Annotated in this window: 22 protein-coding genes and 1 pseudogene; 8 read left to right on the forward strand and 15 right to left on the reverse strand. The window is 52.5% G+C overall.

From position 1 onward, the window contains the following. Nucleotides 1-50: 50 nt before the first annotated feature. From Pr1d_RS25810 to Pr1d_RS15775, 3 genes and pseudogenes are all read left to right on the forward strand, one after another. Nucleotides 51-221 carry a hypothetical protein gene (locus Pr1d_RS25810; protein WP_168205266.1) on the forward strand — a complete coding sequence of 57 codons (171 nt, stop codon included), beginning with the start codon at nucleotides 51-53 and terminating at the stop codon, nucleotides 219-221. 48 nt (nucleotides 222-269) lie between these two features. Beyond that, nucleotides 270-518: a CRISPR-associated endonuclease Cas1 gene (locus Pr1d_RS15770; protein ID WP_148074424.1), complete on the forward strand. Its 249-nt coding sequence runs from the start codon at nucleotides 270-272 to the stop codon at nucleotides 516-518. A 63-nt stretch (nucleotides 519-581) separates the two neighbouring features. Further along, a pseudogene (locus Pr1d_RS15775) lies at nucleotides 582-968 on the forward strand (CRISPR-associated endonuclease Cas1); the annotation flags it as partial. An 879-nt stretch (nucleotides 969-1,847) separates the two neighbouring features. Here Pr1d_RS15775 and Pr1d_RS15785 read toward each other — a convergent pair. Together Pr1d_RS15785 and Pr1d_RS15790 are read right to left on the reverse strand one after the other, a co-directional pair. After that, complete coding sequence (locus Pr1d_RS15785; RefSeq protein ID WP_148074426.1) at nucleotides 1,848-2,726, reverse strand: substrate-binding domain-containing protein; 879 nt, start codon at nucleotides 2,724-2,726, stop codon at nucleotides 1,848-1,850. A 12-nt stretch (nucleotides 2,727-2,738) separates the two neighbouring features. Next, complete coding sequence (locus Pr1d_RS15790) at nucleotides 2,739-2,942, reverse strand: hypothetical protein (protein ID WP_148074427.1); 204 nt, start codon at nucleotides 2,940-2,942, stop codon at nucleotides 2,739-2,741. A gap of 69 nt (nucleotides 2,943-3,011) precedes the next feature. On the opposite strand from Pr1d_RS15790, the gene Pr1d_RS15795 reads away from it, so the two are divergent. Continuing rightward, a complete protein-coding gene (locus Pr1d_RS15795; RefSeq protein WP_148074428.1) occupies nucleotides 3,012-4,613 on the forward strand; it encodes a hypothetical protein in 1,602 nt (533 codons plus the stop codon). A 658-nt stretch (nucleotides 4,614-5,271) separates the two neighbouring features. Here Pr1d_RS15795 and Pr1d_RS15800 read toward each other — a convergent pair. Beyond that, entirely contained in the window at nucleotides 5,272-5,835 is a 564-nt protein-coding gene (locus tag Pr1d_RS15800) for a carboxypeptidase-like regulatory domain-containing protein (RefSeq protein ID WP_148074429.1), read from the reverse strand. 1,066 nt (nucleotides 5,836-6,901) lie between these two features. On the opposite strand from Pr1d_RS15800, the gene xrtE reads away from it, so the two are divergent. Both xrtE and Pr1d_RS15810 read left to right on the forward strand, forming a co-directional pair. Then, nucleotides 6,902-8,521, forward strand: coding sequence for an exosortase E/protease, VPEID-CTERM system (gene xrtE, locus Pr1d_RS15805; protein ID WP_148074430.1), 1,620 nt, complete (start codon nucleotides 6,902-6,904; stop codon nucleotides 8,519-8,521). An 842-nt stretch (nucleotides 8,522-9,363) separates the two neighbouring features. Continuing rightward, complete coding sequence (locus tag Pr1d_RS15810) at nucleotides 9,364-9,741, forward strand: hypothetical protein (RefSeq protein WP_148074431.1); 378 nt, start codon at nucleotides 9,364-9,366, stop codon at nucleotides 9,739-9,741. Nucleotides 9,742-9,748: 7 nt separating this feature from the next. Here the strand turns inward: Pr1d_RS15810 and Pr1d_RS15815 are convergent, their stop codons facing one another. Both Pr1d_RS15815 and Pr1d_RS15820 read right to left on the reverse strand, forming a co-directional pair. Next, nucleotides 9,749-11,029 (reverse strand): DUF659 domain-containing protein, encoded by a 1,281-nt coding sequence (locus tag Pr1d_RS15815; protein WP_148074432.1) that lies wholly within the window; start codon nucleotides 11,027-11,029, stop codon nucleotides 9,749-9,751. Nucleotides 11,030-11,589: 560 nt separating this feature from the next. Continuing rightward, the gene (locus Pr1d_RS15820; protein WP_168205268.1) at nucleotides 11,590-12,918 is read right to left on the reverse strand and encodes a glycosyltransferase family 39 protein; all 1,329 of its coding nucleotides are present in this window, start codon (nucleotides 12,916-12,918) and stop codon (nucleotides 11,590-11,592) included. 550 nt (nucleotides 12,919-13,468) lie between these two features. Here Pr1d_RS15820 and Pr1d_RS15825 point away from each other — a divergent pair. Continuing rightward, nucleotides 13,469-15,403, forward strand: a complete 1,935-nt coding sequence (locus Pr1d_RS15825; protein WP_148074434.1) for an ELWxxDGT repeat protein — start codon at nucleotides 13,469-13,471, stop codon at nucleotides 15,401-15,403. A 79-nt stretch (nucleotides 15,404-15,482) separates the two neighbouring features. Here the strand turns inward: Pr1d_RS15825 and Pr1d_RS15830 are convergent, their stop codons facing one another. The 8 genes from Pr1d_RS15830 to Pr1d_RS15865 all read right to left on the reverse strand — a co-directional run bounded on the left by Pr1d_RS15830 (nucleotide 15,483) and on the right by Pr1d_RS15865 (nucleotide 23,099). Beyond that, the gene (locus Pr1d_RS15830; protein ID WP_148074435.1) at nucleotides 15,483-16,160 is read right to left on the reverse strand and encodes a hypothetical protein; all 678 of its coding nucleotides are present in this window, start codon (nucleotides 16,158-16,160) and stop codon (nucleotides 15,483-15,485) included. A 157-nt stretch (nucleotides 16,161-16,317) separates the two neighbouring features. Continuing rightward, complete coding sequence (locus tag Pr1d_RS15835; protein ID WP_148074436.1) at nucleotides 16,318-17,100, reverse strand: Npun_F0296 family exosortase-dependent surface protein; 783 nt, start codon at nucleotides 17,098-17,100, stop codon at nucleotides 16,318-16,320. A 776-nt stretch (nucleotides 17,101-17,876) separates the two neighbouring features. Continuing rightward, nucleotides 17,877-18,569 (reverse strand): hypothetical protein, encoded by a 693-nt coding sequence (locus tag Pr1d_RS15840; RefSeq protein WP_148074437.1) that lies wholly within the window; start codon nucleotides 18,567-18,569, stop codon nucleotides 17,877-17,879. Nucleotides 18,570-18,708: 139 nt separating this feature from the next. After that, nucleotides 18,709-19,143, reverse strand: a complete 435-nt coding sequence (locus tag Pr1d_RS15845) for a hypothetical protein (protein WP_148074438.1) — start codon at nucleotides 19,141-19,143, stop codon at nucleotides 18,709-18,711. A 300-nt stretch (nucleotides 19,144-19,443) separates the two neighbouring features. After that, nucleotides 19,444-20,241 carry a hypothetical protein gene (locus tag Pr1d_RS15850; protein ID WP_148074439.1) on the reverse strand — a complete coding sequence of 266 codons (798 nt, stop codon included), beginning with the start codon at nucleotides 20,239-20,241 and terminating at the stop codon, nucleotides 19,444-19,446. Between the two features lie 58 nt (nucleotides 20,242-20,299). Then, nucleotides 20,300-20,761 (reverse strand): hypothetical protein, encoded by a 462-nt coding sequence (locus tag Pr1d_RS15855; protein WP_148074440.1) that lies wholly within the window; start codon nucleotides 20,759-20,761, stop codon nucleotides 20,300-20,302. Between the two features lie 404 nt (nucleotides 20,762-21,165). After that, nucleotides 21,166-21,864, reverse strand: a complete 699-nt coding sequence (locus Pr1d_RS15860; RefSeq protein ID WP_148074441.1) for a hypothetical protein — start codon at nucleotides 21,862-21,864, stop codon at nucleotides 21,166-21,168. An 836-nt stretch (nucleotides 21,865-22,700) separates the two neighbouring features. Next, nucleotides 22,701-23,099 carry a hypothetical protein gene (locus tag Pr1d_RS15865; protein WP_148074442.1) on the reverse strand — a complete coding sequence of 133 codons (399 nt, stop codon included), beginning with the start codon at nucleotides 23,097-23,099 and terminating at the stop codon, nucleotides 22,701-22,703. Between the two features lie 239 nt (nucleotides 23,100-23,338). Here Pr1d_RS15865 and Pr1d_RS15870 point away from each other — a divergent pair, with 239 nt between their 5' ends. Next, complete coding sequence (locus Pr1d_RS15870) at nucleotides 23,339-24,415, forward strand: polysaccharide biosynthesis/export family protein (RefSeq protein ID WP_148074443.1); 1,077 nt, start codon at nucleotides 23,339-23,341, stop codon at nucleotides 24,413-24,415. A gap of 154 nt (nucleotides 24,416-24,569) precedes the next feature. On the opposite strand, the gene Pr1d_RS25815 is transcribed toward Pr1d_RS15870, so the two are convergent. Next, nucleotides 24,570-24,737: a hypothetical protein gene (locus Pr1d_RS25815; RefSeq protein ID WP_168205270.1), complete on the reverse strand. Its 168-nt coding sequence runs from the start codon at nucleotides 24,735-24,737 to the stop codon at nucleotides 24,570-24,572. Nucleotides 24,738-25,248: 511 nt separating this feature from the next. Then, nucleotides 25,249-26,187 carry an SDR family oxidoreductase gene (locus tag Pr1d_RS15875; protein WP_148074444.1) on the reverse strand — a complete coding sequence of 313 codons (939 nt, stop codon included), beginning with the start codon at nucleotides 26,185-26,187 and terminating at the stop codon, nucleotides 25,249-25,251. Between the last annotated feature and the right edge of the window lie 13 nt (nucleotides 26,188-26,200).

Raw genomic sequence — 26,200 nt, forward strand, 5'->3', positions numbered from 1 at the left:
CTCATGCCACGGAGGGTCCTGGGTCCTCGATCCGTGGTCAGGGCCTTGTCGTGATCAAACGACCTCTCGAAATCTCACGCGAACCGGCAGATCTCGCCGTTCACATCCAGCAGCTACTGCTCAAACGCGCAGGTCAGATCGTCGGCAGCATCCCCTGCGAAGAGATCGGTCTGGTGGTGGTCGATCATCCTCAGACCACCTACACCCACGCCGCTCTTTGAGAGTTAGCTCAGAGCAAAGCGGCTGTCGTCCTCTGCGGTTCCAATCATTTGCCCGTCGCGATGGTCTGGCCGCTGGCCGATCATTCCCAAGTAGTCCGGCGTTTACGGGACCAACTCCATGTTTCCCAGCCCCTGCAGAAACAACTTTGGAGCCAGTTGGTCGTCGCTCAGGTCAATGCCCAAGCAAGTACTCTGGCTGCCGACTCCAGCCCTGACAAGAAACTCTTAGCACATGCCAAAGAAATTCGCTCCGGCGATCCCACCAATATCGAAGCCCGGGCCCCCCAAATCTCCTGAGCCCATCGGCTCGGTAGAGCCACGCCTACCGGACTCGATACCGAGTCCTTTCGCCGTGATCCCAATCCGACGGGTTTCAACGGGTTGCTGAACTACGGCTACGCCGTCATCCGTGCCAGCTTAGCCCACGCAAATGTCGCCACAGCTTTGCTCCCTAGTCTCGGCATCCACCATCGCAGTCGGTCAAACTCGTTCTGCCTGGCCGACGATCATCTTGAGCCATTGAGACCCTTGGTCGACGACAAGGTCCGCGATATTCATCGTCAAGTCTCTGTAGAACTCGATCAACTAGCCAAAGCCGAACTGCTAGAGATACTCTCTCAAGCCATGCAGTTAGGCGACCAGAATGGGCCCTGGATGTTAATGCTCGCCCGCTGCATGGCATCGCTCGTCCGTTGCTACGCCGGCGATTCCAAGAAACTAGAAATCCCAACCCCTGCCCGGCCCTAAGAAAGCTTTCCTCGGGAGGATTGGCCTCTTAGGATCGGGTAGGGGTGATAACACTAACCAACAGCCACCACATACTTCTTCGGCCGTGTTCATCAACGGGTATCGCTGTGTGTAGGTCTTGACGATGTTCGATCTGCCGACCGACACGAAGAATCCACGAAACAGCGAAAACCCAGTTTCGCAAGTCGCTATTGACCGACGGCTTTATGCAGATGGAGTATTCAGGATATACGCAGCATTGTCCGAGCAAAGAAAATGACGAGGTTCAGATGATGCGAATCGAGCACCACCTACCTTGAGAGGGCGAGGTGGGGGTCATTCCAATCACAGACAAACAGTTCCAGCGGATGCAAATCTTTTGGGAGAAAAATGCGCAAACCTCCAGAACCGGCCCTATGGCAATTAGCACTTTTCTAGTCTTGTTTTCTCGTCAAGCGAATCAGCGGCAAGGAACTAGCAGGGAAAGAAGTGTAACCAATCCCAGTCTGCGACCAATTCGCAACCCCAGCCTCAGAAGCGTCGTAGCCGTAGAAGTGTAACCAATCCCAATCTGCGACCAATTCGCAACATTACGTCCTTGTGGCGACCAGAATAGTGAAGTGTAACCAATCCGAGTCTGCGAGTCATCCCCTCTTAGCTGTCACCATGACATCCGCCAGTGGACTGGTCCCAATGAGTTTTAGCAGTCCATAGCCCACGACACAATGCATACGGGAGTTGTTTGCAGAAGAGGCAGAATCCCATTTCCCAAGCGCCCTTGCTAGGAGGACCAGGAGAGTCGCGCCGAGATAAAACCATAGACGGTCTTGTGTTCAGGAACTCTGGATTTTCCGGGATCGTATAATAGGAGTGCGATTCGTGAAGGAAGTACGCAAGGGGTCATCCCCCAGGCTGGGCCTCTGACTTGTCACTTTCCATAAGTTTCTGATGGTCCGCCAGCCGTCGGGCCAACTTGGTCCGATGCTCTGAAACATTGTCATTGGTCACCACCGAACAAGGCAAAAAGACGGATCCCGCTCCAGCCAGAGGGACCGAACGCTCGTTGCTGTTATAAAGAGATGTCAAGAGGCGCACGGTCTCGTATCCGTATTCGTAGTTGCCCTGCACCACGGTCGCATAGATTTCTCCGTTCTCAACACCCTCTAGGGTAGCTTCATTATCGTCGAAGGCAATGATCTTCATGTCGCTCACTTTGTTCTTTTCTTTAAGCACTTCGAGGCAGACTGGTCCGTTGTAGCTGTAGAGCCCAACCATGCAATTGACGTCAGGATGTTCGTCCAGGGCTTTCTTGACGTTCTCAGCAGCCTTGGCTGGATCGAGACCGTCGACATAAGTTTGCAATACGGTCCAAGTCTCGTCGCTGTAAGGTTTTTCCAGCGGGTAGTCTGACTCATCCGATGGTGAGTCATCACCGACAATATGAGCGTGGAAGCCACGCAGACGCTCCTGTGCATTGGCGCGATCCGCAGCACCGATGAAGACCACGATTTTTCCGCCTTCAGGTAGCGCCTCATGCACAACCTTGGCGCACATCTTGCCGGCCATAAAGTTGTTCGTGCCAACATAACAATGCCGCAACGATGGAGGGGCATCGTTGTCAACCGTGACCAAGAGCGTTTTGGTCGCCAATCGACTCAACAGCAGCGACTGTTCGTTCGGAGCGACTGGGCTGATTGCTACTCCGTTAGAGCCCTGTGATTCGACCTGCACTAATTGGTTAGTTTGGTCACCCGGTTTACCCGAAGGAGTATGAACCACGAGATCAACATCCTATTCATCGGCAGCGGCGCGAGCCCCAGCGACAACAGTATCCCAAAAAGGGTTAGATGCTGCGGCAATCAAATCAAATTGCGGCTTTCCCACGGAGTGATTTCCGGCCACTATGCCCGCCTCCCAAGTTCTACCTCCTACAAACCCCAAGCCGAGACAGACAACCGCCAAAAGTAATAGCCCCAAGATCTTTTGACCGGACATCGGAGGAATACTCCTAATCAGAATAATAACGGGATCGACGATGATTACGCCTATTATTCGGGGACCAGGATGGCTTCCCCCTACATTGCCGGCGCGAGCGTCTTGATTCGCGAGGCCATGGAATTCGTCGGTTACACGGAAATATCACAAGACACGATCTACACACACATGCGAGACACGGCGACGGAGTTTCTCGACGCGGCGACGAATCTTACTTTCAAACGCATCAACCTCGAAGCAGCCATCAGTGCCTTGATGCCCACCGATGACTACGGCTCCACCCTGGCCACTGCGTTCAATCTAGGAAATCTCACGAGCACCGTAAGCCAAAGCGGTCTCATAGGCACGCTCAACGACGTTGATTACTTCAAATTCACTGCCAGCAGCGACGGGACGGTTACTTTTGAAGCGAACAACCTGACCCACGACTTGGGAGCTGATTGGTCGGTGACCAACGCCACAGGAACCGTGAGCGGTAGCCAAGGAGAGAGCTTTTCCTTCGACGTGATCGCCGGGCAAGCTTACGCCGTGGGATTCTCCTCCAGCGGTGGATTGGGCTACTACACACTCGACGTGACTCACCAGAGCAGTTTCACTTACACCGACTGGGGAACCGTTTCTTATAATCAGTTGACTGGTCTCTCGGTAGATGGTGAGAGTTGGTATCGCGTGCAGGCCAGTCAGGCTGGTTACCTCACGGTCGAAGGAGCATTTGATGCACAAGGTGGACAAGTCAACCTGATGCTCTACGACGCAAACATGCAGATGGTAACTTCTGGCAATGCCGCCGGCGGCACCTCGCGGGTGGATGTCTATGCATCTGCGGGTGAGGAATTTTATGTGTGCGTCCAGGGCATGAACGACGACGTCGACTACCGATTGAGCAACCTGGTTGCGGTCAGCGGCACGACGGTAGACGTCACGGGAACGGCCGGTGACGACACCTTTGCCTTCACGGCAGGAGACAATCACCAAGTAACCGTGAATGGGGTGACCCATGAGTTTGCTTCCCTTGCGGTGACGAACATCAATTTCGTTGGCGGATTGGGAAATGACGCCATCGAGATGACCGGAACCAATGGCGATGAGACGGCGGTGATGCGCATAGGGCAGACAACTCTAACAGGAGTCGGCTACTCCGCGATTGCAACAAGTGTTGAGCAAGTGGTCGCGTACAGTGGGGGAGGCAATGACCACACCGTTCTGTACGACACAGTAGCAGATGATGTGTACGTCCTGCGGGCCGCCTCGGCCACGATGTATGGCGACGGGTACTACCATGAGGCACGGGGTTTCGTCCGTAGCGTCGCCTATGCCAACGCGGGAGGGTACGATCGGGCTGTGTTCTACGACACGGCGGGAGACGATGTGTATGTGGCACGGACCGACTTGGCCACGATGACCGGCAACGGATACTATGATGAAGCACGTGGGTTCGACCGCAGCGTCGCCTATGCCACCAAAGGTGGCTATGACACGGCAACGCTTTACGATTCAGCAGGTGACGATGACGTATTGGCCGCGGATTGGGGAGCGAGAATCACTGGCGCTGCGTTCTGGAGCGAAGCCCGCGGATTCGACGCAATCGTTGCTCAGCTAACCACTGGCGATAACCAGGTCGATATTGGAACCATTGACTACATCTTTGAACTTCTTGGACAAGTCAGCTAGTAGCCTCGACCTGCGAGAGGTGGCGTCTCTCACCAAGGCCGAGCGAAACGCGCTGACGCTGCGATCCAACTCGCTCTGAGTCTGATTGGCCCCACCAGGCAACCATAGACCACGGCGGAAGATAGCTTCGGCGACCGTTCCGCCATCGGTACGCCAGACGGCGTCCACCGGTTGCAGGGGCAGCGGCTTCCCCATAGGGCCTCGATGTTCACCAACGCCAGACCGGCACACAGTTCGCTGGGGGAGATCCTCGTCACTTCCGGATCGAACAGCGCACAAGTTAACCGGAGCGTGGCACGACCGAGTCTCCTTGTAGGACTCGCCTGGGAAAGACGTGTTCACAGCGAAGCTCACTTGTGCCTGGTTTACAAGTGCAGGCCAGGTAAGTTGTGCCTCTCATTTAAAGCGAATCTGTGCCATTGCCGATGCGCGAGGATCGAATCGCACATTTTTGTGTGACTCGCTTGGCGAGGAGGTCATCTGAGCTGGCACAAATCGTGTCGTCTTGCGAGGCAATGGCTATGATGAAGCCGCTGAGCAATCTGTCACACAACTGGTAATGGCTTTTGCCAGAATGGCAGAAATACAAAAAGAAAAACCGCGCGGCAATTTCTACCGCGTGGTTAAGCGTGATTTGCTGTCCAGCGAACCGATTCGATCAAGGAGTCGCAGGTGGATCATCGTCGTCATTCAAAGCCAGCGGGATGGCAATCGCCGCCGCAACTCCAGCTATGGTGATGACCGGATGTTCGGCAATCCACTGCCCCATGGAGCACATAGGACTTGAGTTGGATTGACCTCGAACAACTTGATTGCCAGAGACAAGATTCAATCCGGGCTGCGCGCTAGGAGGTGCCGTTTGGGGAGACCAGAATCGGTAAACGCCATCACTGCCAGTCGTACCGACCCGATACACGCCACCTTCTAGGCGCGCGACTCGGAAGTTGCCTTGCTCGTCCGTCTGTACACGAGCTATTTCCCTATGGTTGGTATGGAGGGAGACCGGCATGTTGGCCTGTGGTTGACCTGCAGTATCGACGACCTGACCAGTCACGATGCCACCATCAGCCAGGGCTACGTCATGGGAAATCACAACCGATTTATGGCTGTTGGCGGCTGCCGACTCTGCAGCAAGGATCAGTTGGGGTTGCGCTACCAGCATGATACCGGCCGCCCATGTTACTTTTCTCTGAAAAGATTTTATACCTGAAGGCAGCATCATACTGTTTCCTTTCTAGTGTTTTAATTCTTCTTCGACAAATTGAAGGGCCTCCTCCAAGCAAACTTCTCATTTCTTCGCAGAATACAAGAGCGAGGCGAATCGAAGCGCTTTCGGGGAAGTGCGAGAAGGTCTAACGAACAAGAGTTGCCCACACTTTACGAAGTCGCTGGAGAATCGTTGTCATGCAGTGCTAGCGGTATGGCGATAGCCGACCCGATAGCCCCTGCTGTCATCAGTGGGTAGTCGAGCGTGGTCCCTAATTCGTGATGTCGAGTACCTCTCTCTTATCACCTTCAGGCTGCCTGAATTCAGGTTCCCCTGAGGAACTTAGGAAATAAACCACGGCACGTCTTGGTTCCGTAAGCTGAAGTAGCACCAGCTTGAACAATTTCAAAACATCCGATCTCTCCTGGGTTGGGCAGGAGTCACGGTGCTCTCGATCCAGGCATATCTCCAATGCCACCGGTTCGCGAACTAGGCCGTCGCTTGCTGCGAGATCTCCAACTCCATTGCGGCTAAAAGCAGAACCTGACGGATCTTCTGGCTCTCGGGCCAATCTTGCCCATCACGGGGCAGGGGGGGGATGGGGGGCCGTTCAAGGTACCAGCAGGTCAGCTAACGCTGGGCCAACCCCACGGTCTTGGCAGCAACCCGCCTTGGGTTCCCTTGCTCCAGAACCCAATAACTCCAGCAAATTCCGCTGAAACTCCTGTGAATTGAGGTTTCTTCCCAAAAACCTGGAAAAATGCTTGCTTTCCTGGAGAGTTGAGGATATCGTGACTGCTAGCTTGGTTGCCTTGGGGCAACTGGGAGACCTTTTTCTCATGCTCGTTGAGGAGTGTTCTAATGATTGAGATCTGTGCCATTTTCGCCATCGTTCCTGAAATTGATCCTGCCTCCGCTAGTTCTGCACTCGCACTTTTAATTGGTACCACGCTGGTCCTTCGGGATCGTTACCTCTCCAGCCACAAAAGCTGAAGCAGCGCAGCAGTCATAAGCGAGTTAAGCAATCGTTCCCAAGGAATAATTGCCTTGTGTACTCGTCGACCGCAGCAGGTATTCATTGATGACCGATAGGCGCAAGATTGCCTGCTGGTTGTTTTTTGCTGCGCTCATTCTCATCGTTGAGCTTGTGGGGCTCACGTTTTTCTACGAGGCGATGTCGCTCCAGCATGGTGGCTCGCTGGCGGCGATCTTACTGAGTCGCTCAGAGCGTATCGTATCCCTCTTCTTGACCGCTGCGGCCATTCTCTGCGTGGCGATGTTTCCTAAGCTCCAGGCAGTGGAAGAGTTTGCGTTTGAGCATGTTCGTTCCCCTGGCAGTCGGTGGGGCTTTCTCGCGCTTCATTTCTTACTATTCACGCTGTTTGTGGCAACCAGCAATTCCATCTACCAGAGTGGCACGGATCCTGATGGGGCGCGGCTCCACATGGGTTCGGCACTCTCTTTCTTTGGGATTGGTTTAGCGACTTACGTAGCGCTCGCCTTAGCTGCCTTGCCATGGTCCGTCTGGCAAAAGCTTTTTCGGCTTGGGCGCCTGGAAATTATCCTGTCGCTGCTGGCGGGAGTGGCTTGCTTGAAAGTTGGCAAGGTAACGATGTCGGCTTGGGATCGGCTGTCGGAGTGGACGTTCCATGTGGTCGAGTGGCTGTTGTTGCTGGTCTATCCAGAGGTGGTCTCTGTCCACGCTGAAAAGTTGATTGGTACCCCCGCCTTCTCGGAGGTGATTGCCCCGGAATGCTCAGGTTATCAGGGCATTGGGATGATCCTGGTTTTCTTCACTTTTTTTCTGTGGCATTTTCGTTCGCGTCTGCGATTTCCTGCGGCTTTACTGCTGCTGCCAATGGGCTGCGTGGCTATCTGGCTGGCCAACTGTTTGCGGATAGCCCTGTTGATTATCGTGGGTGATAAAATATCTCCGGCGGTGGCTGTGGAGGGATTTCACTCCCAGACCGGCTGGTTTTTCTTTTGTGTGGTCGCCCTTGGTTTAGCAGTCCTGGCCCTGAACTCGCGGTGGTGCGCGAAGGCCCAGGAGCCGACGTCGGACGATGAACTACGCAGTCCGACACTCCTGTACCTGCTCCCTTTTTTGGCACTGATGGCAGGCATGATACTCACCGGGATGGCCAGCACAGATTTTGACTGGCTCTATCCGGTGCGCATTGCCGTGGCTGGCGCAGCCCTGCTGTTCTTCTTCCAAGAGTACCGCAAGTTGGATTGGTCCTGGTCCTGGGCCGCACCCCTGACAGGCGTTGCGGTTTATATCATCTGGATCCTCATGGAACAGAGCGAGCTGAGTTCGGGGGCCCATTTGAAGTCTGAAGTCGACTCACTCAGTTCGACCTGGAAAGGGGTGTGGCTCGTCTCTCGAGTCATCGGGTCGGTGATCATCATCCCGGTCGCCGAGGAGCTCGCGTTTCGAGGGTATCTTTTGAGGAGGTTGGTTTCGCCCGACTTCGCGCACGTTTCCCGTAAACAAATGCACTGGCCTGCCTTGGCCATCTCGTCACTCCTGTTTGGGCTGATGCACCAGCGCTGGCTGGCCGGTACCGTTGCCGGTGTGATCTACGGATTGCTCTACAGGCACCGCGGCAATCTCACCGACCCCATCGTGGCCCACTCCGTAACCAACGGACTGATCGCTGTCCATGTCCTGCTGGGCGGATCTTGGTATCTGTGGACTTAAGCAGTGGCGCCCCATTGCGAGGTTGCCCCAGCGATCGTAAGTCACGGTTCCAGCTGGAATCTGAGCCGATTTCTTCAGTCAGGGTGATACAACCCGCATAACCTTTAATTCCGCCCCCCCCACTTTGGTGTTTTTCTCCTGAAATTCGAGGGGGCATTGTATGGAAGATTTATGTCGGTCGATGATCAAAGTATGCGGAAAAGATCAGACACATCTCCCTGTTGTCCCCAGTGCTTCGACCGAAATATTTACCGAAGTAAACGATCGGATCATGTGCTTTACCGTCTGATACTCTGCTCTCGCGTGCGATGTCACACCTGCCACCATTTATTCCTAATTATGCCATTCTGGACTGTACGTACGATGGCCAGCCGACCCTCAGCGAATCGGCAGAATGCCCTGAATTGACCTGGAGAAAACATCGAAGTAGCGAACAGAGACAGGGTGCAGCGGAAGAAGCTCGCCTCACGCTGGCCGCTAGATTTTGACTGAAAACATCGTTCAAACGGACGCAGCGAGTGTCTGTCACCCATGAAGAGCCATCTTGGCACGTGACAAACAGTCATCAGGGACAGTCTGGTGGATAATCGATCTATTTATCCTGGTTTAACCTATTTCCGGGGAGAACAACCCGAGATTGGGAGACCCACACCATCTCGCTGGCTTGAATCACTTTTCTCAAGGGCAAAAAAAAAGCTATAATTAAGATTGAGAGCAGAGCTACCGACTCCCCAACACTTCACACTCGGCACCCCGATGAACTGGAGCTGGTCTCGCAGTTGCTCACCAATGCCAAGGGATCTGGCGGCGAATCCTTGTCCGATCCGTAGCTCAGGAATGCTATGTCGCTAAAACCTAGCTATCCGCCACGGCTATTCTGGAGGAATAGCCTCGGTGGAGCAGGCGTAAATGTGATGATACGCCCACGATTTGTCTGGCTAATCCTGTTCGTGTGCTCTGGCGTTGCGCTCTGGCAGCTCACCACACCCGAGCCAAGCATTCCAGCCTTGGCTGTGGGGCTAGGCCTCTTGCTCGCGGGGGGCATTCTCGGGTTGCGCTGGGGATCTGATTCGGCAGATCAACTAATCAAAGAAATGGCCCAGCTCAACAAGTACCTCGCCGAACAGAATCAGGAATTGGCCGAACTGAACCACATGCATGTCAAGCGGCTGCTGGAGGAGGAAGAGAGTCCTCGGGAAAAAGCCGAGTTCGACGCTTAGACTTCACTCAAGCTAGGCGCCTATTCGGCACAGCCGTTGGGCTACGGGGCAGGTTTGCGAAACGGCACCGATCTCCAGGAGCGTTGACCTCTGGCTGAGCGCAACCCGCGTCACCCCGGTGACGTAACCCAGCTAGGCACATGAGCATCGTGCCCAACAGCAAACCAAGATAATTGGTCGGTTCCGGCAGGGCGATCGCTGCTGAATCCTGGCCGCCATAGTTGTCTTGCCAGAGCTGAAGGTCTTGATCGTCGACGCTTCCGCTACCATCGCCATCGGCGCCACTTCCAGGAACCGCTACTTGCTGGCCGAAAGAGCGTTGCCAGACGAGAAAGTCGCGGCCATCGGTGTCCCCGTCACCATCGAAGTCGCTGTTCACATTGGTGTTGATTACTTCTGGAGTTTGATCGTGAGTGAGACTCCAAACCCGTAAGTCACCTGCGTCCACCATGCCGTTGCCATCACCGTCGGCGCCGTCGCCGGGTGTGGCGACGTCTTGGCCGAAATCGCGTTGCCACTTCAGGAAATCGCTTCCATCAGTGTCGCCATCCCCATCGAAGTCACCCGTGGCGGCCATAATAGTTCCCGCCCATTGATTGACTCCTAAGCCAAGTTGGCTGTTGAGGTAACCAGGCAATAAAAAACCAGGGAGTTGATCGATTTGAAAGACATCTTCCAGGCCCGTCATAGTTGACGAACTTTGTCGAAAGAGTCCTCCTCCACTCACAAAATTGTCTGCATTATCTTGAATAACACCCACGACATATTCCTCGCCAGCTTCCAAGACAATATCAAAACTCGACAAGTCGATGGTCACCAGGAATGTCGTGAATTGATTGGGATCGGTGGGGGGGCCGATCGTGCCAAATTCCTCTGCCGTAATAAAACTCACAGCTGGGGAATTGACATCGACGCTGATATGTCCGGGAAGGCTTGGCTCTGCAGCGGCATTATCCGCAAAGGAATCAGGCCCCCCTTGAATACCATCGGACCAGAGATGAAATTCCATGGGATAACCTAAGATGTCTGCCAAATCGTTTTCTGGTAAGAACTCTCCGTCGCGGGCAAAGATAAGGATCTGTACCTGTGTGAGGTAGCTTTTTGTGGGAGCATTCAAGACCATGCCGGGGGTCGCCCAGTCGGTTCCTGAATGAGTGGTCGCCCCTCCGACGTCTGAAATGGAAAGGCTCGGGTCGGTGCCGATACTGTCGCGAAGCACCATGGACGCTCCCGATGCATCTGCGGAGATAACAGAGATCAACAAGACCCACAAGAGAGCGAAACGCATTCGAGAAACTTCCTCATAACAGGCAGATCATGGTTTGTCAGATATCTGGTTTATCAGATATCGCTGCGAAACCATGAACCATCTGCAAGTGCCCTCCATTGCGCAGAGCACCGCTAGAATGAAATTATTGTTTTTGGCCCACCTCAAGAGGTGGGCAATGTCAACAACCTTGTTGACAAATCCAAGAACATCCTTGAGCAAGCCGGCGGCTCCTGACAAAGGCCAACAAGAATGTTGGCCTGCCGCTGACATAAGAAACTCGGTCCTCAGGGATCCCTCCCTGGCCGAGCTCTCGTAGGCTTGAAATGACGAAAAACTCCGTCCCAAGCTGCCGACCATTATTGAGCAGAAAGTGTGGGGAGACAAGCCTTTTATTCATCGAATCGCTCAGCTTTTCCGCAGATGACGATTTGAATCTTCCCAAATGGGGGGGTCGAGATGATGGTGTTTTTGATCCTGACTAGCGCAGAAAGCTTCCGCGAATTTAGAAGAATTTTTTCTGCAGATAATGTAGTGAAATGCTCAAGCCAAGTAAGATTTGGAATAGATCTATGTAGTATTCAACTTGTCACAGCGGAGAGGGGACCTTGGGGAGACTCTGTGGGCATTTTAGAAACAAGCCGGCTGCTAGAGAGCCCCCAAATTCCAAGTGTAATCCAATAGGTGTCGGTCATCAGACGTAGTTGCGGGGCAGAGGAAATAAGAATACTCACGATTAGCTGTGCCATTGCGGCAATGAAAAGCAGGCCTGGTACCCCCAAAAAAAAGTCTCGAGTCAACGCCCCCGCCCGATGTGCGGCAAACCAACCGGGAATCGTGATTGCCAGAAATGCTATGAGAAAGACTATCTGGGCAACCTCCCAAAGAGGGAGCAAATCTTTGGAGCCTGGTCGTCGGTTGAACTTCCGCATCCAATAGTCCTTGACGAAAGCAGGCATGAGCAAGGAAGCCGTCCGTCTGATGCAGATAAGACCATACGTCACAGGGTTCTCGTAAATAAAGGTGATCGCGTCTTTTTTTAATTGCTGTGCTCTCTGATACTCAGTCCCTGCAGTGGGATGATCGGAATAGTACTCAGTAGAGGAATCAATTTGGCGAGTGGACGTAAGTTCCCAGACTTTGTTATGCGCCAGGAGATTGAAGGGCAAACGAGTGGAGAATGCAATATGGCCCTCAGTAATCTGATAGTTCCGAACGAGCCAGGGTAGAACCACAAACGACATCCCAGCAACCAGAATGCCCATGTTTCGTACGCCCCAAATCTTATGGATCACTACGTTCCTACCAACTATCCAAATACACACTCCAGCCGCCAGGAGCAGACGCTCAGGCCGTGTAAGCACCAGCACACCGAGCATCAGCCCCAGCAAGAGGTAGAGTGAACGTTTCTCTGGATAGTGCAGTGACAGAGTGGCGGCTACAAAAAGTGTGCACCATTCAATCAGCATGCAGATATTTTCACTGGCGATGTGGTAGGTCATGATCACATGAAATGGATAGAAAACCCACACGATCGTAGCAACCAGTAAAGGTCTTTTGTCTAGAAACAACTGCAGCAGCCCATAGACAGGAAAAACTGATAACGCCATAAGTACCGCCTGGATGAGAGCGATCTGGAGATGGGAATCTAAATGAACCAGTCGCAGAGCCGCCAGAAACACCGGATAGACTGGTGTCCAGAACAAGGTCGGCTCGCCAGCAACAACCGTTTGAAAGGCATCGTGTGAAACGCAGTAACGACCCTGTTCTGCCAGGTTTTCAGCCAGATCAAGATAGATCGCTGCATCAATGGGCCTGAAGTTGTTCTCGGCAAGTGGACTTACGACGTATCCCACATGCACCATAAGCGAGAGGAGAAACAGCAGCACAATCCACTTGTTGAGGCGCATGAAATGGTAGTTCATGAAATGGCAGAGGGGAATCAGCGATCAGGTCCGGAATCGACACAGCAGAAAAACAATGAGCGTCTCGAACGCTGGGAACTCATGAACTGTCAATCTCCACGTCTCCCTAGTAAGGCTGTTCGGCCGTGCGAAACAAATCATGTAGGTTTGCCAGGGTGATACTTACCATAGGGGGTGAAATTGGAAACGGACAGAGGCCAGATTGTCTCTCATTGTAACAAGATGCCCTTCGGGTATTCCTACCGCTCTATGAATCTATGCTCCCCAAATCACCCCCCTAGGATGCCTCCTGAAACCCTGACGGGACAATTCTTAGGAAGGCTCCTCGAAAGGGGCCCCGGTTCGGCACCGAGGCCGTCTGGCAAAGGCGAGGAAATCTGATTCCCAGTAGAGTTCGTCGATTTTTGAGGAAAAATTACCGCTTATGCTGCGCGTTTATTCTCCTTTTCGATTAGACTGGAGAGCGGAACAACAAGCAGGTGTACAGGATCCTGGGGGATCTCTGAAGCGCCAATAAACGCGGGTGGGAATCTCCATGGATCTACGTTCACTCAGATCGAGTGCTGCACAGAAGATGCAGACCAGTCGACTCTCCTTCGAGTCGCTGGAGCAGCGCCACATGCTAAGTGGTACTCCCCAGCTACTCGATATCAACCTGATGGGCGGAGCAGGAAGTAATCCTCACGATTTGGTGGAAGTCGGTGGAGCACTGTACTTCGCTGCCGATGACGGCATGCACGGCAGCGAACTATGGACGAGCAATGGTTCGCCGGCCGGAACTCTCCAGATCAAAGACATCATCGTTGGAAACACAGGATCCCAGCCCACCTCCCTGGCAGGTGTCGGTAGTCTGGTTTATTTTCAAGCCAACGATGGAGTAAATGGCAGCGAGCTCTGGAAAAGTAATGGGACCGAGATTGGTACGGTCCTAGTCAAGAATATTCAAGATGCCGACGAGAGCTCGTTTCCCGGGGGCCTCGTAGATTTTGGGGGGACACTCTTCTTCACGGCCACGGACGACGCCAGCGGTCGTGAACTCTGGCGGAGTAATGGATCGGAACCTGGTACGGTTCTTGTGAAAGATATTCGCCCTGGAGAGGTAGGATCGTTTCCAATCGACCTCGTTCCTGTCGGTGGGACCCTCTTTTTCACGGCCAGCGACAACGCTAATGGGCTCGAACTGTGGAGTAGCGACGGCAGCGAAATGGGCACCTCCTTGGTGAAAGATATTCGTAGCGGCAACGCTGGCTCTTCTCCCAGCTTCCTTACCGAGGTGGGAGGAACACTTTATTTCGGAGCCACCGATGGAATCAATGACTTTCAGCTCTGGAAGAGCAACGGCACTGCTGCGGGTACAATGATGGTCAAGATTATTTCCCCGGGTGCCAATTCTGTTGTATCAGAATTAACGGACGTCGGGGGAACCCTCTTTTTCGCGGCCAATGATGGATCCAATGGGCTGGAACTCTGGATGAGCGATGGTACAGAGATGGGGACGGTTCTGGTAAAGGATATTCACAGCGGGGCCCTCGGCTCCAGTCCCGCAAATCTCACCAACGTGGGTGGCGTTCTGTATTTCACGGCCGACGATGGGGTGACAGGACGAGAATTGTGGAAAAGCGACGGAACGCCAGGGGGAACCGTGCGGGTGAAGGACATCAACGGTGCGGTAGGGGTGGGCTCCCAACCCAGCAATCTTACCGACGTCAACGGAGTCCTCTATTTCACGGCCGACGATGGCAACAGTGGGGTTGAACTCTGGAAGAGCGATGGGATGGAGACCGGAACGACAATGGTGGCCGACATCAATATGGGGGGATCTGATGCGTCTCCGTCCGAACTTACCACGGTTGGGGTAACACTCTACTTCGTGGCGGATGACGGGGTAAATGGCCGCGAACTCTGGGTACTGGAGCCTTCCTCCACGTTGGCGGGCGACTACGACGTCGATGGGGACGTCGATGGTCACGACTTCCTCACCTGGCAGCGGCAATTTGGATCTAGTGTACCGCAGGGCACGGGTGCCGATGGCAATGGCAACGGCACAGTCGAATCCGGCGATCTGACTGTTTGGCAAGACAATTACGGGCTGCCCACCCCGGTCGTGGCTGTCCTCGCTTCGAGCTTGTCAGCCGACGATGTCCCTCAAAGCATTTCCAAAGTGGCTGCCACCTCACTGCCAACAAATCCGATCCTTCTCTCCTTGGATTTATTTAGTACGCGAATCGACAATTCTCAGCTGCCGGGAGGCAACGACGCTACGACCGGAGTCGTAGTTGCTGCCCCTACGGATCAGAATACAGGGTCGAATGCGATCTCTGGCGAGAACATCGCCGGGAAGGATCTAGAAGACTCCAGAAATCTGACGATGCAGTCTCCAAGTCGGTCGCTCGACGAAACTACGCCTGATAGGGACGTCCAGTTGCTGGATGCCCTTGATAGAGCGTTTGCCAGCGACTGGGCTGACTGATACGGACTCATAAAAAAACGGCACGGAGATGAGTCCGTGCCGTTTAGCAAAAATTAAGTTCGTCTGTTCGCTGCGAATCTTATCCCAGCTGTCTCCGGTAAGCTATTAAGCCAGCCAGACACAAAACAGACCAGACAGCCAGAGTCGACGCCTCAGGAACAAGCACTAGCTGATCTTGAGCATGCTTCCCATCGATCGTCTGCAGATTGATCACACGGACAGCGCCCAGGTATCCTACAGCCTTGTTCCAGCTACCATCGGCGATGTAGTCTGCTAGCCAAGACTCAGCATCGTAAAGTGCTTTGTAAGCGGCAGCTGGCGAACCAGGTAAGGCGTTGTTGATGTCCGCATCGGAATATTGCATTTCTCGCCAAAAAGCATATTGCAAGGCATTCGCATCGTTGGTACTTGAAGAACTGAATCCGTTCAAAGTGCCTTGGCGAAATTCAGTGTACAACCAGGCAGCATAGTTGGTGAGCGTTCGGCCACCTTGAACCGTGATGTCCCCGATGCCGGTTACCATGTAGGTTCCGCCATTGGCAACAAACTCGGTCAGCTCAACGCAAAAAGTTTCAAACGCTGAGACTTCTTTTCCTGCGTCCGAGCCGCCATCGGTTAACAAGAACTGCCCACCATAGGTACCGGGTAGCGAGGTATCAAAAGTCACCTTACTACCAATTTGTAATGATGCCTCGGATACTGCTGGAGCAAAGCTCAGTAGTACAGCAAAGGCACAAGTAAGGATAGTTGTTCTCATATTACGTTTCCGTTCTGAGAAGATCGTGAGCCTGTTCCGTTGTTTGCTCAAGTCTCGACATCTTAATCTTAGAACACCAACAGGCATTCAATATTTAAGTGTACTCTCGGCGGAGAGATCATCTCTCCACCGAGCGTACAAATCAAGACATAATGTATCAGGCGAGTTTGGCTCGCTTGCGATACGCAGCACCTACGCCAATCAAGCTCAACACTGACCAGACGGCGATCGTTGAAGCTTCGGGAACAATACGATCCACTGAGTAAGCAAGGTTGTCAAACTCAAAAGCAAATTTGGAACTCGTCGCAACAACTTTGGAAAACGGCTTATCTGAATCAATGTTTACATAGTAAGTGCCGGTATCACCTTGATTGCCGCCAGCAGCAAGTGATACCTGGGTTCCATTAATCGTTTCTGTCGTATTATCATCGAAATAGAATGTAAGCTCATTGTAATCTACAGGGTCACTATCTACCGAACCCCAAAGCAATCCCAAGTACTGTTGACCACTACTAAAGAGAAGCTCAACTTGAGCATTAGTTGTATTCCCAAGATTACTTCCGGAACTTACATACTGTGTCGAGTCTTGAGCACCGGTATCCGAAGCAGGATTTCCGAAGAGAGTCGTCATCGCTGCACCGTTGCCAAGACCAATCCAGGGTGCTGCGTAGGAGGAGGTATTGGGCAAGGAGGCAAATTGAGAGTTAGGAGTTATATTCACATCAATCGATCCTAGCGGGTCAGCAGAAGAAGAATAATTTGCTGCTGTATAGTTGCCTCCTCCATTATCCGTCACAGAGCCAATATCAAAATTCACGTAATTAGTGTTCGCAGTGGAAACTGGAATACCGTTATTTGTGGACACAATTTGAAGTGATGCTTGCGACTGGGCAACAAAAACACTCAATACACAAAGCGAAAAAAATAAATTTCGTAACATGATTATCTCCTTGGTTTTCCCAAAAAAGCATAACTGAATGATCACTCTGTCCAATTACTGGACATGAGCAAGACTTAACCAGCGGCGCACGAAGGCGGGTTAGCTTGGAGGCGTGACTAGCCCACTTTAAAGGCTGCCACCCTCCCGCAGGTCATACCGCTTGAGGCGGTCGGAGGAGATCATTGCCCGGAGGAGTAGGCAAAAAGAATCGAAGCTCGCTAGACACCCAGCCGGTTACGGCCAAGTCAGCAAGAGAACTTCCTGTGAGTGAATTCAACGCCACATTAGAAGTTGAACTCGAAGTAGTTGAAGAACTCGAGGAGGAATTACCGAAGCCTCCCAGAGCGTGCTGAATCACTAATGCTTCTAGAATATCCTCAGCAGGCGCTTCAGGACTAGAATCAGACGGCGCACTGGAACTGCAATCGCCGGCCGTTTCCTCAAATTTGAATTCTGGCAGCTCAGGACGCACGATGCTTGCTTGAGCCATTCCCCCGGTCAAGACTACAACCCCCAATGCGACACAATGCAACATCCCGTGTCGAAGGCGGCTTAATTCAGCACTTTGATGGGAGAGATTGAACATGGTTTTCTACTGGTTATCGCAATCCATGTGATTTGCAGCCTATCCTGTGACGCCTACAGTTTAATCTAGTGGATTACTGATAGCAATGATAAAAATCAAGCAAAATGGAAAACAATCGAATTCGTGAATAAAAATTCTTGTCCCTATTACCCCTCCCCGGGGGTACCGGGAAGGGGTGTTGGGTTGGCAACTAGCAGATTTTCTCGGAGTTCTTGCGACAAGCAACACCAGCTCCGACCAAGCTCAAGATCGACCAAACGGCGATTGTTGACGCTTCGGGAACCACGTAGAGCATGCTCTGCCGGGGTGTGTTACCCTGAACGGGATTAATGACCATAACTCGCGAAGTGTAGAACAACTTGTCGGCGTCAGAAGCCGAACCAAACCATGCATTTGCGAGATTCCAATATTCAGCATCCGGTACATCGAGTGCACCTGAAATATTATTGTCTTCTCCTTCAAACTTCCAGAATGCATTTTGGAGTCTATTTGCGTCCTCAATTCGAGCAGCACTGTTTGGCGTATAATCGTATCCAGTCAGCGTGCCAAGAGTGAAGTTGTAAAATAGCCAAGCGGTTTGGGCAGAAATTGGATCACCAGAGTTAGTGTTTTGTCCGCCGAGATGGGCAGTCGAACTAATTGAATCGACAGTATAGGGCGTCCCAAAACCAATAGTCTCGTCCCGTTCTAGACAGAACGTCCGGAAAAGGTCGCCGGACCATATTCCTGGGGATGTCTCCTTTTGAAGACCAAACTCGCCACCAGCTGTAGTCCCTTCGCGATTTTGAAAGCGGATGGTATCACCGACATCGACTGAAGCGGTGGCCAATGAGGACCTACTGCAAGCAATGAGTACAATAGCAAAAAACGTTATCTTTTTCATCGAAAAACTCCTCTTAGAATTTAGACCGAAATCTCAAAAAAAAGGTATGACTAAAAAATTGGTTCGCCCGACTGGCCAACCCAGAGCAAAGGGCAACGCAGCAACGCAAGTCAAGTGCACAGCCTAAGCCCAACAGAAGTCATCCCATTTGAGGCGGCTTTAGGAGATCGTTGCCCGGAGGAATGGGCAGAGAGAATCGTTGCTCGCCGCAGACCCAGCCGGTAAGAGATAAGTCTGCAAGAGAACTCACTGTGAGTGAGTTGATCGCGAGGGTTGAATTAGAACTAGAAGTGGGCGAAGGGCTCGAGGAAGAACTTGAGGAGCTTCCACCACTGCTACCCAAAGCATGATGAATTACGAATTCTGCTAAGCTAGGTTCGGCGGGCGATTCGGGTGAAGGATCAGCGGGCGCACTGGTACCCAAGTCGCTGGCTATTTCCTCAAACTTGAATTCCGGCATCTCGGGCCGCATGATGCTGGCCTCAGCCGCCTCGGCACTGAACAGCAATAGGACCGCCAGGCAAGGCAAGATGCCTTTCACAAGGCCGGCAATTGAGGAGCTAGAAACCAACATCAAAATAGATCCAACTAAGAGGTCGAACAGCAGAACTACTTATATGATAACCTGCCAGCAGCACCTCTACTATCTTTTTACCCGAATAAATCCATAAAAAAACTAAGGTATTTCTCCCCAATGGGCCCTGCGGGTTTCCACATTCCCATTGAAACCACGGCACAATGCCAGGAATGATCCCTGCGTAGATTTTCCGTAGCTCCTAGAGAAGTGGGATAAATGCAAAAAAAGAGCGTCGGGCCTAGGTGAGCCCGACGCACATGAAAAAAATTTGGCAAGAGAGGAAATCCCCTCCGAATGCTAGCCCTGCTTGAACCGCTTGATCATGATTCCGCCAATGCTGGCCAATCCGAACCAAGTAAAGACAGCCAAAGGCTCGGGGACTACGTTGATCGCGGCGGATGTGAGGTAGAACTGAGTGTTATTGAAAGCAAGACCGAAAATGTCGCCTTGAGATACTAATCTACCGCCAAAGTCATAAGTACCATCAACAGATGAAGGGGAAATCGTTTCCCATGTATTGCCACTATCAAAAGTAACATCGATGAGGTTAGTAGAGGTAAAGCGATCGGCGTAGTGGTCCAGATCACGAAAAGATAGCACATCAATCGTCGCACTGCTGGCGAATATCATTCCTACGACCTCACGACCATTTGTGATACTACCTACTCCACTAACATTGTCATCTGAAGACGGATCTGCTTGAAAACTGCCAGTAAGCTCTTGAGAGGCCCCAAGCCCTCCCAATCTGCCAGAACTTCTACCGTCCAAATAGGCATACGGACCGGCGTTATTGCTCCCGCCTTGGGTCGGAGTACCGCCCCTCGTAAAATTGGCGGTGTCTACACTGGTCGATAGCACCTGGCTCGTCAGCGGCGGTCCAGTTGTCGCATTCGTAGTATTCCAGGCGTAAAGGTCTAAGCCAACACCGTTGATAGTTATGGGGGCTCCAAATCCGTAGCCCCGTTCCCCTTGAGGGGTGTTTAAGGGACCCGCTGGTAGCTCCGATGCTGCAAATTTTCCGAAATCAAGCTGAATTGATGCTGATGCCACCTGGGCGGCACTGCACACGAGCAAAGAGGCTAATAATATTCTCATGGGATATCTCCTTGGAAAGACGATTTAATTACAACAATTTCAAAATCTGAGACAGAGACTAAATGCTGCAAGAAGAGTCTTGAGGAGGTCTTAGGAAATCGTTGCCCGGGGGATTGGGCAGAGAGAATCGTTGCTCGCCGCAGACCCAGCCGGTAAGAGATAAGTCTGCAAGAGAACTCACTGTGAGAGAGTTGATCGCGAGGGTTGAATTAGAACTAGAAGTGGGCGAAGGGCTCGAGGAAGAACTTGAGGAGCTTCCACCACTGCTACCCAAAGCATGATGAATTACGAATTCTGCTAAGCTAGGTTCGGCGGGCGATTCGGGTGAAGGATCAGCGGGCGCACTGGTACCCAAGTCGCTGGCCGTTTCTTCAAACTTGAATTCCGGCATCTCAGCCCGCATGATGCTGGCCTCAGCAAACCCGCTGCTGAAAACGAACAGCACTGCCAAGTACGGCAATATGCCTTTCAAAAGGCCGGTGATTGAGGGAGTAGAACCCAACATAAATTCAAATCTCATGATAGGGCAAACAGTATAACAGATCACATGATAACCTGCCAGCAGCACCTCTACAAACGCTTTACCCGAGGAAATCCTTGAAAAAAAAGTATTTCTCCCTCAATAGGCCCTGCGGGTTTCCACAAAGTTCCAGAGCCGGTGGCAAACTGCCTGAGATCTACAAACCTCACCATGCAGGTCGGCTGAGAAGTCTCAAACTTTGGATTTTGACCACATTGTCTGTTAATAAACCCGAACTCCTCGGCAATAATAGGGGAAAAGACCGATTTGTCCTAAATCACTCGTCCTTTCGCAGTAAATCGTGGAGGCGTCAAATTAGCCTTTAAAGAGTAAGCGCCAAACGAATTCCGCGTTCGGCGCTCACCTAAGTTTAATATCGCGTGGGTACAAACTGATTGCCAAATTCAGCAGTTGCTACCCTGACGACGTTTTGAGAGGACCGACACGACACTAAAAGCGACTGCCAAGCCAGACCAAACGGCAACACTAAGAGGCTCTGGAACCGGTACGAAAACAGCGCTCACCATCATGTCATCGTGATTATCATCTACGGAAGCGCCATTGTCATCAAATCCATAGAACACTTGGCTATACGTTCCATCTCCCGCAGACCCGAGACCATCGTTATAAAACACACCGAATCCCGCAGTTCCTGCAAGCGCGTCTTTCGGTGTCCCGCTTCCGGCAGTCTTTACTCTGAAACCAATACCCAAAGAACTAAATAAATCTCCGTCCGAGACCGCAATTGAACCGATTGCAGAGCCGGGAAAACTCCACGATTCGTCGGCCTCAGTTTCCAGTGAAGTTCCACCGGCTAAAGTAAATGTGGCTGCGGTCCAGGTGCCGCCTGTGACAAATTCGTTTGTATAGCCACTTTCGGCACCGTGGTAATAGAAGTAAACAGTGCCGGCCCCATTCACTTTAATATCAGCACCGGAGTTGAATATCATGTCAAGGGAAGGTGTCAATGCAGCAAGATCGGCCATAAAATCATTACCCCCCGGCACGGCAGTAGCTCCTGCACCTCCAACAATCTCTAAACTGGCATGAGCCGGCACAACGGCAAACAACACAATTACTATTCCAAGAAGAAAATTACGCATGATTGAATCTCCCATGACAATGCAACGAATTAAGCAACTATTGACGAAACCCCGCATGCTCATCTAGGCATGCAGCTTAGATAAAGTGGCAACCGACAAGCTCTGCTGCGTGTCAGTCCCACTATTGCGTCAGACAGCTTGCGGCGGTCTCAGGAGATCAGTGCCCGGAGTGGCAGGAAGAGATAAATGCAACTCGCTAGTCACCTGGCCTGTCAAGATAAAGCCAGCCAAGAGCGGCGAAGATAAAGAACAAACTGCTAAAGTCGAGTTAGGACTTGAGCCTGTTGAGGACCCCGAAGAACTACCAGAAGACGACCCACCACCCGTTCCCATCGCATGAAGCGGTGCTAGGTCGTGCAGATCAGGGGTAGTAGGGTTGGGAGCAGGTTGGTCAGCAGGTGCCGCAATGCTACTGCTCTGACTGTGATTAGCGTCCTCTAAGACAAAGGTGGCCATTTCGGGCCGGATGATGCTAGCTTCGGAGTTATCCCCAGCTAGGAAAGCTGCCGCGAGGACGAAACAACCCACGCACCGCATGATTGAGCGGCAGAAATCATCGCGTTGAGGACAACAGAGATTCATTATGAGTGAAACCCGCATTCTACTGAACTAATGGGCCTACGGGCGTATGATACTCCGGTTGCTGTCACTCCGCAATCATTTGTGCCTGAATTTTTGAAGAAAGATTCCGGACTCTTGGATTTCGGCCATATGCCCCAAGTCATTCTTTTGCAATGAGTTACGACTCAAATACGACCGTCAGAGCAGTCATGGAGCGCGAATTGGGGCTCGAACGGCAATGGACAATCACACAGTAAACGGAGCCTTTCCCCCATTTACCGTCGCGGCACTCGCTGGAGCGGCTCAGGATAAAAGCTGCGCGTGTTGAGAAATTCATTCTGCGTTCCAGGAGTCATGAACCAACTGCCGGTTCCCGTGGCAGCGGTAGGGATGAGATCACGCTGCACCTCATTCTGAATTTGAGTGATCTCAGTTGCTTGCCGGCGCGCAAGTGTCTCTGCTTGGACGTTGAACTCACGTTGCCGAATCTGGGGCCGCACCAGGGCAAAGTAATTCGGCAATCCCCCTCCGTTGAATCGCCCCAAGTTGAGATAGGGGCTTAGCGTGGGTGTGCGGGGTTGATAGCGCGCAACCTGCGCAGTGCTAAGTTGCCCTAAAGAGACGACGAAGCCACTTGCTAGCAAAACCATTCCGAGCAATTTTCTATAGGACATCCGCTTCTCCACACTTCCTTAATAGCCTGATACAGGCCCTGTCCGTGCATTTCGGACTACCACTGAATAGGACACTTACCATTATCTATTCGGCAAATTGGCATGTCTAGTCTCAAGGATTGGGCGGAGTTATCCGATAATTCCGATAATAGTGGTTCATTCGAGTTGCGGCCTCCTGCCGTAAACGCCTGAAGTTTTGCGGGGCGAGTCACTATTTATTCCCGGGAGGGGAGATCTTAGTGCTAGAACAGACCAATACATCTTCGCAGATTAGCCACCGCATATGGTGCGGCTGGCTGCTGTTGCTGCTGGTGGCTAGCAGTGGTTGCCGAGTCATCTATCCGGGAAGGCTGCCCGATGGGCCCCAACCCTGCATTCCAGCCAATGTACCGCGTGAGCAGGCCAAGGTCACACTACCCGATTATCTCATCGAGCCTCCGGATATCTTGCGGATTGAGGCGATTAGCCTCGTCCCGAAAGCTCCCTACCAGCTGCGTGTCTTTGACGTGTTGTCGATATCGACGACCGGATTGACCCAGTCCGAGGCGATCGATGGGGAGTACACGATCCAGCCTGATGGGTCGATCAAGTTGGGTCATGAGATAGGTGCGATCCAGGCCGGAGGACTCACCAGTGAACAGTTACAGGAGCAGATCCTGGCCAAGCTGAAAGAGATTTATACCGATCCCACCGTTTGGGTCACACTCGTACAGATCGGTGCCCAACAGCAGGTGGCCGGTGAACACTTGGTCGCCCCGGATGGAAAAGTCAATCTGGGGCACTACGGTCGGGTGCGAGTCGTGGGATTGTCAATCGAAGAAGCCCAGGCAACTGTCCAAGCTCATTTGTCGCAGTATTTGGAAGACCCTCAAATCTCACTCGACGTGTTGGGCTACAACAGCAAGGTCTACTACGTGATCACCCAAGGAGCCGGCCTGGGTGACCAGGTCGCTATCCTACCGGCACGCGGCAATGAGACCGTACTCGATGCTATCGGCCAGATTCAGGGACTCCAATCGAATTCGTCGACACGGATGTGGATTGCCAGGCCGGGCTACAACGAACAGGGAGGCGATCAAATTCTCCCCGTCGATTGGCTGGCCGTGACTCAACGCGGTGACATCGAGACCAACTATCAGATTATGCCCGGAGATCGCGTGTACGTCTCCGAGGATAAGTTGGTGGCCATGGATACCGCATTCGGCAAACTCTTTTCACCCTTTGAGCGAATCTTTGGCGTGACCCTCCTGGGTACGCAGACGGCACAACGCATCGTGTTCTTTAATCAACCGAATCAAGGCTTTGGAGGCTTTTGAGAAACCAACTCCGCATTGGTCACCCGCGACCAGACTTTGCGAAAATCGAGCTTAAGAATTTGACCCACGGCAGTCGCACTGCCAAACATATTTAGGGAGCAGGCCACCCCGCGGCTTGTTGTAACCTGCCATGCTGAAACAATTCGTAGTCCTATTAACGGGTAGCACGCTGCTGCTCGGAGGCTGTCATCACGGCTGCTTGATAAAACGTCGATCCGAACTCAGATGCCCCACCGATATTCGCCAGATGGTGCCTTGGTGTGCGGGCGAAGACGCCATCTTCCATTGCCCCTGTAAGCCCTCCCCGGTTTTTTATGGGCATAAACCTACCTGTTGGGGTGCCTGGCCGGCATCGGGACCCGAATGGAGGGATGCCTATTGCGGTTGCGTGTTAAGCGATCCCGTTAGCGAGGAAGTGGAACTTCCCAGCCCGATCTTCGAGATCGGTCCCGCATCCGAAAGTGGTCCAAGCTCCGAAAGTAAATTGCCGCTCGAAGAGTCCCTACCTAGTACAACGAGTGCTGAACCAGGTCCGATTCGAAAGTTGCCTACCGAGCCACTGCCAATGCCAAAAGCGAAGCTACAAAGACTACAGAGAGAAGTTGAAGAAGATTCCGTTCGGTTGCGAATCCCACAATTCAGCTTCCAACCGAATGCCAATCACTCTGGCCAAAAGACTTTGCAAGTGGAGCAGGTCGTTTGTCATACTTCGAACCTTCCTGATCGGGACAGTATGATGGACGTGAATACGAATTTCTGTTCCAGACACGAGGGGGCCGGACAACCTGATTTCGGCAGGACCTTTAACTCCTACTTGAATGAAGAGCATTGTTTTATCCGGTAAGCGATCGATAATAGTCAATCGAGCGTCTTAAGCCTTCGTCGAAGTTGATCACTGGTTGGTAATCAAGAATTTCCCGTGCAAGTGAAATATCCGCCAGGCTCTCCTTGACATCTCCAGGCCTGCGATCGGCAAAGATCGGTTCGATTTTCGTGCCCAGGACGCGGTTGATGGAACCCACCAGCTGCAACAGATCGATCTGCGAACCACACGCGACATTCAGGACTCGACCCACTGCTCCGGGAGCCTTCGCAGCGGCCAGGTTCCCGCTCACGACATTGTCAATGAACGTAAAATCTCGCGACTGAATACCGTCCCCAAAGATCGTGGGCCGCTCGCCACGGAGCATTGCCGTCACAAACTTGGGGATCACCGCGGAGTACTCACTATTGGGATCCTGGCGAGGTCCAAAGACATTGAAATAGCGAATCGTCACCGTCTCTAAGCCATAAGTTGCCGTGAAGGCCTGCAGATAATACTCACCAGCCAGTTTGGCAGCCGCGTAAGGGGAAAGGGGTCGAGGTAGATCGACTTCGCGTTTTGACTGAAAGGGTTGATCGCCGTAAGCGCTGCTGGAACCGGCGTAGACCACTCTGCGGACGCCAGCCGCTCGTGATAGATCGAGCAGTTGGAGCGTTCCAGTCACGCAGGCCGCATGCGTGTCCATCGGGGCCGCCACGCTCCGAGGTACCGACGCCAGGGCCGCTTGATGGTAGACCACCTCGACCCCGCGCAGAGCCTCTTCGAGTGAATCGTGATCAAGCAAATCGCCGTGAATAAACGTGATCTTCCCCTCGAGATGATCAAGATTTTCGCGCCGTCCTGTGCTGAGATTGTCCAGCACAACGACCTGTTCTCCTTGGTCGACCAGTGCAGAGGCGAGATGCGAACCAATAAATCCAGCTCCGCCGGTAACTAAGAATCTCGCCATCGTTAGATTATCC

The organism is Bythopirellula goksoeyrii (assembly GCF_008065115.1).
GTDB classification, from domain to species: Bacteria; Planctomycetota; Planctomycetia; order Pirellulales; family Lacipirellulaceae; genus Bythopirellula; species Bythopirellula goksoeyrii.